Here is a 13863-nt window from a genome sequence, read left to right as displayed (position 1 = left end):
CACCTCGGCGTAGGACTTCGCGGCGGGGTCGGCCTTGAAGGCGGCCTCGACGTCCATGCCCACGCAGTGGCGGACGTCGGGCAGGCGCTCCACGAAGGCCGAGGCCAGGTCGGAGCCGACCAGGCCGGACAAGAGGCCGTGGACGACCTCGAGGTCGGAGTTCAGGCGCTCGAGGGGCGTGCGCTCGAATACGATGTTCCGGAGGTTCTCGAGCACGTCGACCACCCGGCCCGTGTCGGGGCAGGCCTGCCGGCGGCCCTCGCTGACCGGGTCGTTCTGGTCCCGCTTGGCCGCCAGGTGCTGGGCGATCGTCTCCGTCAATGTGGACACGTCCCGGACTCCCTTCGCTCGCCTTCGATCCCCCACCGGGCCCGAAGGTTACGCGCCGAGCCCGGCGTTGCCCAGCATACGCATCCCCGTTGACGCCCCGGCGGCGGGGTGCGAATACTGGGGTGCTCCTCCCGGGTGAGAAAGGTGACCGAGTACAGTCACTCGCGGCTGTCGGCTTTCGAGGACTGCCCTCGGAAGTTCCGGTACCGCTACGTCGACGACATCAAGGTCGACGGCGAAGGCGTGGAAGCGTTCATGGGCAAACGCGTCCACGAGATACTCGAACGTCTGTACCACCACCTGGCGCGCTTCGGAAAGCCCCCCAGCCTGGCGCAGGTGCTCGAGCGCTTCCGGCGCGACTGGGCGCTGGCCTGGCACGACAAGATCACGATCGTGCGCGCCGAGAACCCGCCCGAGTTCTACCGCGAGCGCGGCGCGCGCTGTCTCGAGAACTTCTACCGCGCCCACTATCCGTTCAGCGATGGCGAGACCGTGGGCATCGAGCAGAAGATTCAGCTGCGCCTCGACGGCGAAGGCCGCTACCGCGCGCGCGGCGTGATCGACCGCGTCACGCGCCGGCGCGACGGCGTGTTCGAGATCCATGACTACAAGACCAGCGGCTATCTCCCGCCGCAGAGCCGCATCGACGGGGACCGCCAGCTCGCGCTGTACCAGATCGGCATCGAGCAGACCTACTCCGAGGCGCGCGAGGTCGAGCTGGTCTGGCACTACCTCGTGTTCAACCGCACGCTGCGCTCGCGCCGCTCGTCGGAAGCGCTCGACGAGCTGCGCGCGTCGACGGTGCGCTTGATCGACCTGATCGAGGCCGAGACGGAGTACGCGCCCAAGCCCGGCCCGCTGTGCCGCTGGTGCGACTACGCCGAGCTGTGTCCCGAAGCGCCGAGCGAAGCGCGCGAGGTCGCGCGCGCGCGGCCGGGCTCCGCACTCGAGCCGCTGCTTCCGACGCTATCGGCAGCCAGCCAGCAACTCGCCCTGTTCGTGGAGTGAGCCCGCCGCGCCGATAAGCGCCCCGTGGCTCGGCTCGCGTGTCGCTGCATGGGGCTCTCGAGTCGGAAGATCGAGGAGCTCGCGCGCGCGCGCCGCGCGGCCGACCTCGAGTCTCTCGCCGCGCTCGGCGCGGGTGCGGGCTGCGGGACCTGCCGGCCGGAGCTCGAGGAGATCCTCGCCGACGTGGCGGGCATTCCGGTGGCCGACTCCGTGCGCCGCGCGAACCGCGCGCGCAACGCGGTCGAAGCGTACCGCCGGGTCGAGACGGCGCTCTTCGGGGGCATCGCCGCGCGCTTGCCGCCGGGCACGCGCGTCGAGCTCGTGTCCGTCGACGGGCTGCGCGTCGAGCTGCACGTGGCGGCGAACGACCTGCCCGAGGTGCGCGCGCTCGTCGCCGAACGTCTCATGAAGCTCGTCTGCTCGGAGCTCGAGGTGGTGTTCGGCTAGACTCACCCCATGCCCGCCCCCTCATTGCGCGTCGAGCGCATCCCGACCCTGCGTGACAACTACACCTACCTGATCATCGATTCCCAGACGGGCGAGGCGGCGGTGGTCGACGCGCCCGAGGCCGCGCCGGTGGTCGCGCGCGTCGACAAGCTGGGCGTACGGGTGGTGAAGGTCCTGTCGACTCACCATCACCCCGACCACAGCGCCGCGAACCCGGAGCTGGCGGCGCGCTTCGGCGCCCCGGTCCTGGGCCACGCCTCGGACAAGTCGCGGCTGCCCGGCTTCACGACGGGGCTCGAGGAGGGCAACCGGGTCGCGATCGGCCGGTTGGAAGCGGAGGTGGTCTTCATCCCCGCCCACACCCGCGGTCACATCGCCTACGTCCTGCCCGGGGCGGTCTTCTGCGGAGACACCCTGTTCGCGGGCGGCTGCGGGCGCCTGTTCGAGGGCACGCCGGCCATGATGCACGAGGCGCTGAACGTGAAGCTGGCGCGCCTGCCCGACGACACCCGCGTGTACTGCGGACACGAGTACACCGAGAACAACCTGCGCTTCGCGCTCACGCTCGAGCCGGAGAGCGCGGCGTTGCGCGAGCGCATGGCTCGGGTGCGCGCGGCGCGGGCGTCGGTGGCGAGTGACTGGCACCGCGCGAGCGAGGCCGAGATGACCGTGCCCTCGACCCTGGCCGAGGAGCGGGCCACGAACCCGTTCATGCGCGCCCACTCCGCGGAGCTGGTCGCGTCGGTCCTGGAACGCCTGCCGGGAACGGCCACCGATCCGGTGTCGATTCTCGGGGCCGTTCGCGCCTTGAAGGACAAGTTCTGATCCGAAGCCTCTCGGCCACTGCGGTGCTGCTCGCGGCGCTCGTCGCCGGGGTGGCCCGGGCCGACCTGCCGTTCCGTCCCGAAGACCAGGTCGACGTGCTGCAGGTGGACCGGCACCTGATCGGGGTGGCCGGCGCGGGCTTCCCGACGGTCGAGACCGACCTCGAGCTCGGCGAGTACGTGATCGCGCTGCGCACCCAGGGCTTCGTGGGCGTGATCGCCACGAATCACCGCCTGCTCGCGCTGTCGTCGCGCTCCGCCCAGTTCGCGGAGCTCCGCTACAAGATCCGCGAGAAGCCGGTCGACCCCGACGGGATCCACGTCCAGGACCGCGTGGCGATCGTGGAGCTGGCGACCCGGCTGGTCGGCTTCTCGCCCAGGTCCGGCATCTGGATCAGCCTCGGCCTGGGACCCCGCGAGTACCCGCGCAAGATCGACGCCGACGCGAACATCGCGGCCATCGTGACTCCGCGCCGGGCGATCGGCTTCTCGTCGCTGTCGGCGGGCTTCGTCGAAGAACCGCTCGGTCCGAGCGAGCTGGTCCAGAGCGCGTCGTTCAGTGACGTCACCGTGACCCTCGTGCTCGCGCACAAAGTCCTGATCTTCCGGGCCGGTGACAACCGCTGGTCGAGCCTGATTCGCTGACTCGACCCCGCGAAGCGTTGACGAACCGTTGACGAACAGCGTCACCCCGCTGACGGAACTCGTCCTCATCGGCGCGGTTTCAGAGCTGCGGTGCAAGGGCGCCGCCGCAGTTTCGCGGGTTTCCGGCCGCGCTTGCTCAAGCCGAGGATTGGCACGCTCGATGCTTTAGTGATCCAGCGTACGAACGCTCTCGCGGCAAGCGGGAAGGCAAGGAGCGGGTGGATGGCACAGGTCGCGCACAAGCTGGTGGAGCTCGAGAGCCTCGAGTCGAGCCGACCCGAGACCCTGACACTGCTGGACCTGGTCGCAGCCGTGGCCGACGCCGCCTCGAGCGAGGAAGAGGTCGTCGCCGCCGTCCATCACCTGATCGAGACCGGCCGCGTGCGCCTGGTAGGCAACTTCTGCCAATGCGACGTGGCTCGCATCCCGACCGATCACGACTGACCGATCGGATCAGTCAGCGGCCGCGAGCACCTCGCTGAACGCAGTGACCACGTGATAGACGCTGGTCGCGTTCTGCGCCTGGGATAGCACCCGCCCCTCCCGCGACAGCTGCTCGCGCCAGCCGCCGTGGGTCGGGTCGATGTAGCGCTTGGTGCAGGTTTCCAAGGCCGAGGCCAGCCGCGCGCGGCGCGCCGGATCGGGCGCCCGCTGGAGCTGCACGGCCAGGGCCTTCAGGTGCTCGGTCTGCGGCCACAGGCGCTTGGTCGTGTGCAGGGGCCGGCCGTCGCGGTCGACCCGGTCGAGCACCCCGCCGTCGGCATCGAGGCCGTGGCGCGCGGCGAAGCCCAGCAGGCGTTCGGCGAGGGCCCGGGCCGAGCCCGTGCCTCCGAGGTCCGCGAAGCGCTGCAAGAGCGCATACCACTCGAAGCCGTGGCCGGGCTCCACCACCTGACCTGGCTCGCCGGGCGCCGGGCTCCAGGAGCCGTCGAAGACCTCTCCCAGCGCGCCCGTCCCGGGGTCGACCCAGCGGCTGCCCAGGAGCTCGACCAGCTCCGCCGCGTCGGCGAGCGCGCCCTCGGCCGGGGCCACGGCATGCAGCGCCAGGAAGGCCTCGCACAGGTGCATCTGGGGGTTCTGCAGGCGCGGTCCCGGGTTGGGCGAGAAGTCCTCGGCCGCGTTCTCGACGAAGCCGCCGCGCGGGTCGCGCAGGCGCGTGCGCAGCACGCCCAAGGTCTCGCGCGCCAGGCGCAGTGACTCGTCGCCGCCGAACACCCGCTGGTGCTCGGCCAGCGCGAACAGGGCGAAGGCGTGCGCGTACAGGTCCTTGCGCCGGTCGAGCGGCTCGCCCGAGTCAGTCGTGGTGAAGAACCAGCCGCCGTGCCGCTCGTCGCGGAAGCGGCGCACCAGGAACTCGAAAGCGTGCGCGGCGGACTGGCGCGCCCAATCGCCCGCGCCGAGCTCGACCCCGCGCCCGAACGCATAGACCTGGCGCGCGTGCACCACCAGCCGCTTGAAGCCGTCGGGCATCGGCGCGAGCCCCGCGTCGAGCCGGTTCCAGCAGCCACCCGCCTTCCGGTCCAGGCCGTGCCGCGCCCAGAGCGGGAGTAACTCCTCGACGAGGTGGGCGCGCACGGAGGCACGCGTGAGCCGCATCGGCCGGACGTTAGCTCAAGCGGGCTCAGCGGCGAGGGAGACGGAGGCGGTCACCGAGGCGCTCTCGCTCGCGTGCCGGGCCTCGACGTGCTGGCGCAGGATGGCGCGCACGCTGGCGCGACAGCCCCCGCAGCCGGCGCCGGCGCCGCAGGTCTCGGCGACCTCGCGCAAGGTGCACGCGCCGTTGCGCGCGAGTCGGCGGATCTCGCGGTCGGTCACGCCGTGGCAGCTGCAGACGATCAAGTCGGGCCTTCCCTCTCGAACGGGCGGGATCGTAAACCAGTTGAGAATGACTTTCAATTGCACGCTCAACGGCGCCCGCACGAACTTGCCACGAAGGCCCGCTTGCGGGGTACGCTGGGCGCATGAAAACCCCAAACCGTTCGGTGGCTTGTGCGTTGGCCCTGCTGCTCGGGCTCTCGGCGTGCGGATACAACACCATCCAGTCGGCCGACGAAGGCGTGAAGGCCGCCTGGGGCGAGGTCCAGAACCAGTACCAGCGCCGCATGGATCTGATTCCGAACCTGGTGAACACGGTGAAGGGAGCGGCGGACTTCGAGAAGTCGACGCTCGAGGCCGTGATCCAGGCGCGCGCCAATGCGACCAGCGTGAAGATGGACGCCAGCGTGATCAACGATCCCGAGGCGCTGAAGAAGATCCAGGACACGCAGTCCGCGCTGTCGAGCACGTTGAGCCGACTCATGGTCGTGGTCGAGCGCTATCCCGACCTGAAGGCGAGCGCCGCGTTCCGCGACCTGCAGGCGCAGCTCGAAGGCACCGAGAACCGGATCGCGGTCGCGCGCAAGCGCTACGTCGACAGTGTGGCGGAGTACAACAAGCTCGTGCGCCAGTTCCCGACCAACCTGACTGCGCGCTGGCTGCTGCACGCCGAACTGCGGCCGAGCTTCGAGGCCACGACCGGCGCGGACAAGCCGCCCGAGGTGAAGTTCTGAGTCGGCGCCGCGCGCTCGCGGCGCTCGCCGCCGCGTGCCTCCTCACGGCCGGGATCGCGCTTGCGTTCGACGTGCCGCCGCTGCGCGCGCGCGTGATGGACCGCGTGGGCGTGCTGAACGCGGCGACCCGCGACTCACTCGAGCAGTCACTCGCGGCCTTCGAGCAGAAGACCGGCCACCAGATCGTGGTCCACGTCACGCCCTCGCTCGAGGGATTGCCGATCGAGGATTACTCCATGCAGGTCGCGGAAGCGTGGAAGATCGGCCAGAAGGGCCTCGACAACGGCGTGATCCTCACGGTGGCGCCGAACGACCGGCAGCTGCGCATCGAGGTCGGCTACGGGCTCGAGGGCATCCTGCCCGACGCGATCGCCTCGCGCATCGTGAACGAAGTCATCGCGCCCCGGTTTCGTGCCGGAGACATGGCGGGCGGCATCGTCAGCGGGGTCTACGCGATCCAGAACGTGATCGAGGGCGAGAAGCTGCCGCTGCCAAACCGTCGCCCGCGATCCGACGTCGAAGCATGGGAGACCTGGTTCCGCGTCGGATGGGTGATTCTCGTGCTGCTGATCATCTTCGCGCGCACTCCGCTCTTCTGGAGCCTGTTCGGAATCGGCCTGCCCGGCCTGCGGCGCTCCGGGAGTTACTCCCGCGGGCCCTGGGGGGGCGGCGGCTTCGGCGGGGGCGGCGGCTTCGGCGGCGGGGGCGGCTTCTCGGGCGGCGGCGGCTCGTTCGGTGGCGGCGGGGCCTCCGGGAGGTGGTGATGGCGGGCGTCGAAGAGCTGCTGGCGCCCGGCGCCTTCGACTCGATCGAGGCCGCGGTGCGCGACGCCGAGCGCACGACCACCGGCGAGATCGTGCCGGTGGTGGTCGAGCGCAGTGATTCGTACGCCGACGTGCGCATCGGCGCCGCGGCGCTGGTGGCGATCGCCGGCGGCGGGCTGCTCGCCGCCTTCGCGCCGCAGCTCGACCCCTGGCTCGTGCCGACACAGATCGGTGTATTCGCGGCGCTGTGCGCGGGCTTCGGCTGGCGGCCGCTGTTGGGCGCGGTCGCGCCCAACCCGCTGTTCTCGGAGCGCGTGCACCAGGCGGCGGCGCTCGCCTTCCACCACGCGGGCCTGGTCGAGACGCGCGAGCGCACCGGCATCCTCATCTACGTGTCGCTGCTCGAGCGCCGGGTCGAGGTCGTGGCCGACAAGGGCATCCACGCGCGCGTGGCCGACGGCACCTGGGAGGAGGTGGTCGAGCGCGTGCTCGCGGGCATCCGCGCGGGCCGCGCCGACCAGGGGCTGGTGGCCGGCATCCGCCGCTGCGGCGAGATCCTGGCCGCGAACTTCCCGCCGCGCGCCGACGACCTGAACGAGTTACCGGACCGGCCGCGCGGCGCTTGAGGCCTTCTTCTGGCACTTGGGGCAGATCCCGTAGAGGATGTGCCGGTGCTGGGTGAGTCGGTAGCCGTGCTCGACGGCGACCTTCAGCTGCTCTTCCTCGATCACGGCGCGCTCGAACTCGACGATCGCGCCGCAGCTGGTGCAGATCAGGTGATCGTGGTGGTGGCCTTCGCGCTCGTAGAGAGTCACTCCGTCGCGGAAGTGGTGCGCGCGGGCGACGCCGGCCTCGCAGAACAGCTTCAGCGCGCGGTACACCGTGGCCGCGCCCACGTCGGGGTGGCGCGCGCGCACGACCTCGTACAGCTCCTCGCTCGACACGTGACCCTTGGCGGCGGCGAACGCCTCGAGGATGGCTTCGCGCTGGCGAGTCTGTTTGAGACCGTTGCGCGCGAGGTGCTCCGCCAGCTGCTTCTGCATGCGCCGGTCGGACTCAGCACTCGAAGCCATGGCGGGCGACGCTATCGGGGCCCGTCCCGACTGTCAACGCGCGGCGCGAGCAGGAGTTTCATGGCTCCGCCGATGTCGGGGTCGTCGAGCAAGCCCAGCGCGCCGTAGGTCTCCGCGAGTCTCTCGCGCACGTCGGCGGCGCGCGCGCAGCGCAGGACCTGCGCTGCACACGCCTCCAGCGCCGAGGCCTCGAGCCGCCGCAGCACCTGCCGGATCACGAGCACCGAGAACGGCGCCATGGAGAGCTCGCGGATGCCCATGCCGACCAGCAGCGGCGCGATCACCGGGCTGCCGCCCAGCTCACCGCACACCGCGCAGGGCAGGCCGGCCGCGCGCGCGGCGTCGGCGGCCTGGCGGATGCCCGCCAGCACCGCGGGATGGAACGGGTCGTAGGCGCCCGCGACCAGCTCGTTCTCGCGGTCGGTGGCGAGCACGTACTGCATGAGGTCGTTGGTGCCGATCGAGAAGAAGTCACTCGCGCGCGCGAGATGCTCCGCGACCGCGACCGCGGCCGGCGTCTCGATCATCACCCCGAGCGGCGGCGGCTGCGCGCCGAGCTCACGACACACCTGGGAGAGCAGCGCGCGCGAGGCCTCGACCTCGTCGAGCGAGGCGATCATCGGCAGCAGGATCTTCACGTTGCCGCGCGCGTTCGCGCGCACGATCGCGCGCAGCTGGGTGCGGAACAGCTCGGGCCGGTCGAGCAGGATGCGGATCGCGCGCCAGCCCAGCTGCGGGTTGGCCTCGTAGAGTGTCTCGTTGGGCAGCGCCTTCTCGCCGCCCAGGTCGAAGCAGCGCACGGTCACCGGGTCGGGCGCCACCTGCTCGGCCACGCGCAGATACCCGCGCAGCTGCTCTTCCTCCTCGGGCAGGCCGCGCGACGAGAGCGCGAGGATCTCGGTGCGCAACAGCCCCACGCCCTCGGCGCCGTAGCGCTTGACCAGGTCCAGGTCGAACAGGCCGCCGATGTTCGCCGACAGCCGCACGCGCACGCCGTCGCGTGTCTCGCTGGGCAGGCCGCGCAGCTCGTCGAGCCGGCCGCGCAGCCGCTCGTAGCGCTCGGCCGACTCGGCGTAGTGAGTGCGCTGCGCGCGGGTGGGCGCGGCGATCACCGCGCCCTCGAGCCCGTCGACGATCAGCTCGTCGTCGGGCCGCAGCTTCTCGAGCAGGCCCGGCACGCCGGACACGGCCGGGATCTCGAGCGAGCGCGCGAAGATCGCCGCGTGACTCGTCGGCCCGCCGTGCTCGGTCACCAGCCCGGCCACGTTCTCGGTCTCGAGCAGCACGAACTCGCTGGGCGTGATGCGCTCCGCCACGATGATCCCGCGCTGGCGCAGCTTGGTGTGGTGCGCGCGCACGCCCACGAGCTCGCCCACCGCGCGCTGCAGCACGTCTTCCATGTCGGCCGCGCGCTCGCGCAGGGTCGGGTCGTGACTCGCGCCCAGGATCGCGGCGTAGCTCTGCAGCGTCTCGACCAGCGCGCGCGCGCCGTTGCCGTGCACGTCGAGCTGGCGCCGCAGTCTCTCGCGGAAGCCCTGGTCCTCGAGGATCATGATGTGGGTCGTGAACACGTCCGCCAGCTCCTCGCCGAAGCGGGCGCCCACGGTCTCGCGCAGCTCGTTCAGCTGGCGCACGGTCTCGCGCAGCGCGCGCTGCAGCGCGCGCCACTCGGCCTCGGCCGTGCGCGCCGGGCGGTAGTCCAGGTTGGACAGGTCGAGCCGCGCCGCGAGCAGGTGCACGCTGCCGCGCGCGATGCCGGGCGAGGTCGCGATCCCGCGCAGCGGCATGCCCGGCTTGCGCAGCTCGCGCGCCGGCGCCGGCTGACTCGCGCGGCCCTCACTCGCGTCGCGCACCGCGCGGTCGAGCAGGCGCGCGTTCAGCACGATCGTGCCGACCTGCGCGGTGATCATCTCGAGCAGCTCGAGCTGCTCGGGCGTGAAGACTCGCACGCGCGCGGTGCGCGCCGTGAGCACGCCGACCGGCTCGCCGCGCACGAGCAGGGGCACGGCGACCAGCGAGCGGAAGCGCTGCTCGCCCGAGTACGGGAACGCGTGGATGCGCGGATCCTGCCGCACGTCGGGCACCGCGATCGTCTCGCGCTGCTCGAGCGAGCGCCCGGCGATGCCCTGCCCCACCCGGATGCGCATGCGCCCCACGGCGTTCGGGTTCAGCCCGCGCGTGGCACGCAGGATCAGCGTCCGCCCGTCGTCCTCGAGCAGATAGATCGAGCAGGCCGATGCGCGCATCCAGCGCGCCACAAGCCGCACGACGTTGTTCAGCGTCTCCTCCAGGTCGTGGCTGCGCGTGAGCAGGCGCCCGAGATCGCGGAGCAAGTTCGCGGACGGCCGCGGCATGAGAGAGAGTTTAGCGGCTCAAACCGAAACCCCGACGCAAGCCGAAGAGAAGCGGAGGCGCGCAGCCGCCCGCGGGGGGCCCCGGAAGACACGCGCCGGGCCCCGTAGGAACCGCAAGCCGGAGCGAAGCGGAGGCGCGCAGTGAGCCGCAGGCGAACGAAGCTCGGGTGGCGCGCGGCCGCCCGCGCGCCGGGCCCCTTAAGACACGCGCCGGGCCCCTTAAGGACAGAAGCACGGCACGCGATCGCCTCGCGTGCCGTGCTTTTCCAAGGCGGGAGCAGTTCCGCCTCGAGAGATCTCGCCAGGACAGTCAGTCCAGGAAGACCTGGTCCTTGTCCTCGAAGCGCATCCCGAGAGCCAGGAGGATCTTGCGCTTGGTGTCCATGCGGCAGTTCATGCCCTTCTCCACCGAGTGGATCGTGCGCAGGGCCACCTTGGCCTTCTTGGCAAGCTGCGCTTGGGTCATGAGCTTGTTCTCGCGCAGCTCACGCACCCGGTTCCGCTTCCGGGGCTTGCTGTCGTCCATGTGCTCTTCGAAGCTCGTGTGCTCCATTGCGTGGAGCTCCTCCAGGTCAGGCCGGGAGCCCCCCTCACAGAGGCTCCCTGTTGCGTATTCGTCCCTCCGATCGGGCCCGCGAATCCGGTTCTTTAGCGGTGGCCACCATTTAGGTTCGCCAGGAGGCAAGGGGCTGCGGGTCCCCGACGGGCCCCGGCGCGCGTGATTTGCGAAGGTCTTGCGCGCCCATCTGCGCGCCGGGTGCCGGCGCGAGAGCGGTCATGTCGAGGGAATGACCCCTGACTCAGCCGGGTCCCGAGCCTGTAAAGAGACGCCGCGCGGTCCGCATCTTGCGGCGCTTGCTCGTGGTGGCGGTGCTCCTCGCGCTGGCGTCGTTCGGCGCGCTGTTCGCCATGCTGTACACGGCCGACGCGGACTTCGTCGCCGGGGCACTCACCAAGCTCCTGGGACGGCACGTCGAGATCGGGAAGGTCCAGCTCCACTTCGGCCGCCGGCTCGAGGTCGAGCTCGAGCAGGTCCGGGTGGCGGATCCGTCGGCCCCGGACGCACCGCCCGCACTGGAGGTGGCGCACGCGCGCGGGGTGCAGGCCTGGCCGCGGCTCCTGGCCGGCCAGTATCTGCCGCTCGATTGGACGCTCGACGCGCCGCTCTTGCGCATCCGCACCAGCGCCGAGCCCCTGGCCTTCGACCCGGCGGCATTGCCGCGCCTGGGCCTGCTCGTCCAGGACGGCCGGGTCGAAGTCACCAGCGCCGCTGGCGAGCGCTGGTCACTCGAGAGACTGCAGCTCGACGCCAAGCGCGCGGGCTTCGGCACCCGGGTCGAAGGCGAGGGCAGCGCGCGCCTGACTCGCGGCGAGAAGCCGGTGTCCGAGCTGGCGCTGCGCTTCAGCGCCACGCGCGCCGGCGCCGACCTGCGCGGCACCTTCGCGCGCCTCGACCTGGCCACCCTGCCGAAGACGCTCGTGACTCCCAAGGGCCGTGCCGAGGGCGGCTTCGACCTGTCGCTCGATTCGGCCGGGGTGAAGGGCCGCATCCAGGCACGGGTCGAGCGCTTCGAGCTCGTGATTCCCAAGTACTCGGGCCCGATCGCCCCGCGCAGCACCCAGGTGGTGGCCGACGTCGACTGGCGCGGAAACAACCTGTCGCTCCAGCTCCACCCGCTCGCGCTCGACGACCTGGTCGCCAGCGGCTCGGTCAAGCTCGGTTCGGGATCCGGCGGGCGTCTCACCGCCGACCTGCGCCTCCTGCCGTTCGAGCCTGGCCGTCAGGACCGCGTGAACGGGCTGAACTTCCTGTCGCAGCGCTTCAAGAGCTGGGCGAAGGTGCGCGCGCGCATCGAGGCGGGCGTTGCCGAGGACATCCACCTTACGGTCGACGTGCCGACCGCGACCTTCCGCGAGAGTCTCTCGTACGACACGCCCATGGCCGAGAACGCGTTCGTGCTGCAGCTGCGCGTGCGCGACGGGACCTACCGGCCCAAGCCCGACGAGACACCGCTCACGCAGATGCAGGGCGAGCTCGAGATCCGGGGCAACGTGATGGACATCCGGCGTCTGCGCATGACGGACGACGGCGAGCCGTTGCCCGAGATCAACGTGCGCCTCGACGGCATGCACCGGCTGGTGCACCTGCCGGACGAGGAGGACCACGTGGTGGGCGGCCCGGGGACCAAGCTTTCGGGTCTGGCCGCGATGGCGGCCGCGTTCCGCGCCAGTGACTCGACCGCGAAGGAGCCGACGGTCATACAGTTCGAGGACTTAGCCCTGCGCATGCCCCAGCTGATCCTCCCCGTGCGCCAGGCGTCGGGCGAGCTGCGCTTCCCGAACGGCGGCATCGTGGCCGACCCGGTGCGGGGCACGCTCGGCGGTTCGCCGGCGGAGTTCTCGGTGAAGTGGGACCGCGCGATCGAGCGCGTCGACGTGCGCATCCGCTATCTCGAGGGTGATCCCGGGCCGGGCGGGCCGATCACGGGCCCGCGCTGGCTCAGTGCCAAGGTGGCCTTCCAGACGCTCAGTCTGCCCGAGTGGCCGGTCCAGGGCCTGCACGGGCGACTCACTGCAGAGGGCGCGGCGGTCACCGCCAGCGGGATCAAGGCCCGGCTCGCCGACGGCGACTTCGACGCCTCGGGACATGTCGACCTCTCCCAGGCCGGCCGGGCGCCCTTCGACCTGGACCTGGGTGTGTCGGGCTTCGACCCCAAGCAGGTGTGCGAGACGTTCGGCCTGCCGGCGGACAGCGTGACCGGACGGGGCTACGTGAAGCTCAAGCTGTCGGGCGCGCTGCGGCCGGGCGGTGACTTCCGCACCGAGGGCCGGCTCGAGGGCCATCTGGTGCTGCGCGACGGCACGGTGGCGCGCCTGCCCACGCTGGTCGCGATCGCGCGCGTGCCGTCGCTGGCGGGAGTCACCGGGCTCCTGGGCAAGCCGCTCCCGTACCGCACGGTGGAGGCGGACCTGGCGCTCGACGGCGGCAAGCTCGGCATCGCCGACGGGAAGCTGCTCGGACCCGAGCTGCGCATCCTGGCCAGCGGCGAGATGGACTTCCACAGCGCGGAGCGGCGCTACGACTTCATCGTGGCGCTCTTGTTCCTGCAGACGCTCGACCGCGTGCTGGCCGAGGTGCCGATCGTGCGCAACGTGATGCTGGGCGAGGACAAGAACCTGATCGCCGTCTATCTGCGCATCGAGGGCCCGAAGGACAACCTGACGGTGACTCCGCTGCCGCCCGCGGCGGTGGAGAGCGTGGTGGGCTTCGCGTCGAATGCCGTGCTGAACGGCGTGAAGAGTCTGGGCCGGCTGATCCCGGGCCGGCGCACGAGCCCGCCGCCGGCCGAGCCGAATCCGCCGCCGCCTGAATCCAATCCACCGCCCCAGGTCGAATCACCCCTGAGGTAGACTTCGGCCCCTGTGAGCGACGCGGTCGGACAGATTCGCAAGGAGATGGCACGCGTTCTCGTCGGCCAGCACGAGCTGGTCGACGGCCTGATGATCGCCCTGCTCTGTCAGGGCCACGTGCTCGTCGAGGGCGTGCCCGGCCTGGCCAAGACCACCGCCGTGCGCACGTTCGCGCGCGTGCTCGACCTGTCGTTCCGGCGCATCCAGTTCACCCCGGACCTGCTGCCCGCCGACCTGCTCGGCACGCAGGTGTACGAGCCGGCCCAGTCGACCTTCCGCCTGCACCGCGGGCCGATCTTCCACCACGTGATCCTCGCCGACGAGATCAACCGCGCGCCCGCGAAGGTGCAGAGCGCGCTGCTCGAGGCCATGGAGGAGCGGCAAGTCACTCTGGCGGGCGAGACACTGCGCCTGCCCGAGCCGTTCCTGGTCATGGCCACGCAGAACCCGGTGGAGCA

General features: G+C 71.2%; 16 protein-coding genes. 10 read left to right on the top strand and 6 right to left on the bottom strand.

Annotated features, from left to right (window positions below; translation table 11 throughout):
• Positions 1–330, bottom strand: a 330-nt coding sequence (locus VMR86_22910; protein ID HTO09921.1) for a hypothetical protein, incomplete at its 3' end; no start/stop codon positions are given.
• Positions 331–465: 135 nt separating this feature from the next.
• Here VMR86_22910 and VMR86_22905 point away from each other — a divergent pair.
• From VMR86_22905 to VMR86_22885, 5 genes are all read left to right on the top strand, one after another.
• Complete coding sequence (locus tag VMR86_22905) at positions 466–1338, top strand: PD-(D/E)XK nuclease family protein (protein HTO09920.1); 873 nt, start codon at positions 466–468, stop codon at positions 1336–1338.
• 24 nt (positions 1339–1362) lie between these two features.
• The gene (locus VMR86_22900; GenBank protein ID HTO09919.1) at positions 1363–1785 is read left to right on the top strand and encodes a (2Fe-2S)-binding protein; all 423 of its coding nucleotides are present in this window, start codon (positions 1363–1365) and stop codon (positions 1783–1785) included.
• A gap of 9 nt (positions 1786–1794) precedes the next feature.
• Positions 1795–2610 (top strand): hydroxyacylglutathione hydrolase, encoded by an 816-nt coding sequence (gloB, locus tag VMR86_22895; GenBank protein ID HTO09918.1) that lies wholly within the window; start codon positions 1795–1797, stop codon positions 2608–2610.
• Between the two features lie 23 nt (positions 2611–2633).
• Positions 2634–3254, top strand: a complete 621-nt coding sequence (locus tag VMR86_22890) for a hypothetical protein (protein HTO09917.1) — start codon at positions 2634–2636, stop codon at positions 3252–3254.
• 222 nt (positions 3255–3476) lie between these two features.
• Complete coding sequence (locus VMR86_22885; protein HTO09916.1) at positions 3477–3698, top strand: hypothetical protein; 222 nt, start codon at positions 3477–3479, stop codon at positions 3696–3698.
• A 9-nt stretch (positions 3699–3707) separates the two neighbouring features.
• Here the strand turns inward: VMR86_22885 and VMR86_22880 are convergent, their stop codons facing one another.
• Both VMR86_22880 and VMR86_22875 read right to left on the bottom strand, forming a co-directional pair.
• Positions 3708–4829 carry an AGE family epimerase/isomerase gene (locus VMR86_22880; protein HTO09915.1) on the bottom strand — a complete coding sequence of 374 codons (1122 nt, stop codon included), beginning with the start codon at positions 4827–4829 and terminating at the stop codon, positions 3708–3710.
• Positions 4830–4865: 36 nt separating this feature from the next.
• Entirely contained in the window at positions 4866–5093 is a 228-nt protein-coding gene (locus VMR86_22875) for a (2Fe-2S)-binding protein (protein HTO09914.1), read from the bottom strand.
• A 122-nt stretch (positions 5094–5215) separates the two neighbouring features.
• Between VMR86_22875 and VMR86_22870 the strand changes: the two genes are divergently transcribed.
• From VMR86_22870 to VMR86_22860, 3 genes are all read left to right on the top strand, one after another.
• Positions 5216–5803 (top strand): LemA family protein, encoded by a 588-nt coding sequence (locus VMR86_22870; GenBank protein ID HTO09913.1) that lies wholly within the window; start codon positions 5216–5218, stop codon positions 5801–5803.
• Positions 5804–5874: 71 nt separating this feature from the next.
• A complete protein-coding gene (locus VMR86_22865) occupies positions 5875–6567 on the top strand; it encodes a YgcG family protein (GenBank protein HTO09912.1) in 693 nt (230 codons plus the stop codon).
• Entirely contained in the window at positions 6567–7193 is a 627-nt protein-coding gene (locus VMR86_22860; GenBank protein ID HTO09911.1) for a TPM domain-containing protein, read from the top strand. The genes VMR86_22865 and VMR86_22860 overlap by 1 nt, the downstream gene beginning before the upstream one ends.
• Here the strand turns inward: VMR86_22860 and VMR86_22855 are convergent.
• The 3 genes from VMR86_22855 to VMR86_22845 all read right to left on the bottom strand — a co-directional run bounded on the left by VMR86_22855 (position 7167) and on the right by VMR86_22845 (position 10547).
• Entirely contained in the window at positions 7167–7640 is a 474-nt protein-coding gene (locus VMR86_22855; protein ID HTO09910.1) for a Fur family transcriptional regulator, read from the bottom strand. The genes VMR86_22860 and VMR86_22855 overlap by 27 nt on opposite strands.
• Before the next feature lie 11 nt (positions 7641–7651).
• The gene (gene ptsP, locus VMR86_22850; GenBank protein HTO09909.1) at positions 7652–9994 is read right to left on the bottom strand and encodes a phosphoenolpyruvate--protein phosphotransferase; all 2343 of its coding nucleotides are present in this window, start codon (positions 9992–9994) and stop codon (positions 7652–7654) included.
• 310 nt (positions 9995–10304) lie between these two features.
• A complete protein-coding gene (locus VMR86_22845) occupies positions 10305–10547 on the bottom strand; it encodes a helix-turn-helix transcriptional regulator (protein ID HTO09908.1) in 243 nt (80 codons plus the stop codon).
• Positions 10548–10840: 293 nt separating this feature from the next.
• Between VMR86_22845 and VMR86_22840 the strand changes: the two genes are divergently transcribed.
• Positions 10841–13405: an AsmA-like C-terminal region-containing protein gene (locus VMR86_22840; GenBank protein HTO09907.1), complete on the top strand. Its 2565-nt coding sequence runs from the start codon at positions 10841–10843 to the stop codon at positions 13403–13405.
• 45 nt (positions 13406–13450) lie between these two features.
• A partial coding sequence (locus VMR86_22835; GenBank protein ID HTO09906.1) for an AAA family ATPase occupies positions 13451–13863 on the top strand: 413 nt, incomplete at its 3' end.

Source organism: Myxococcota bacterium (genome assembly GCA_035498015.1).
Taxonomy (GTDB): domain Bacteria; phylum Myxococcota_A; class UBA9160; order SZUA-336; family SZUA-336; genus VGRW01.
This window is presented reverse-complemented; position numbering and strand designations above follow the sequence as displayed.

Excerpts from the sequence above, each read along its gene's own strand:
- VMR86_22845 (HTO09908.1), bottom strand. The coding sequence starts at position 10,547 with ATGGAGCACACGAGCTTCGAAGAGCACATGGACGACAGCAAGCCCCGG.
- gloB (HTO09918.1), top strand. The coding sequence starts at position 1,795 with ATGCCCGCCCCCTCATTGCGCGTCGAGCGCATCCCGACCCTGCGTGAC.
- VMR86_22860 (HTO09911.1), top strand. The coding sequence starts at position 6,567 with ATGGCGGGCGTCGAAGAGCTGCTGGCGCCCGGCGCCTTCGACTCGATC.
- VMR86_22870 (HTO09913.1), top strand. The coding sequence starts at position 5,216 with ATGAAAACCCCAAACCGTTCGGTGGCTTGTGCGTTGGCCCTGCTGCTC.
- ptsP (HTO09909.1), bottom strand. The coding sequence starts at position 9,994 with ATGCCGCGGCCGTCCGCGAACTTGCTCCGCGATCTCGGGCGCCTGCTC.
- VMR86_22855 (HTO09910.1), bottom strand. The coding sequence starts at position 7,640 with ATGGCTTCGAGTGCTGAGTCCGACCGGCGCATGCAGAAGCAGCTGGCG.
- VMR86_22885 (HTO09916.1), top strand. The coding sequence starts at position 3,477 with ATGGCACAGGTCGCGCACAAGCTGGTGGAGCTCGAGAGCCTCGAGTCG.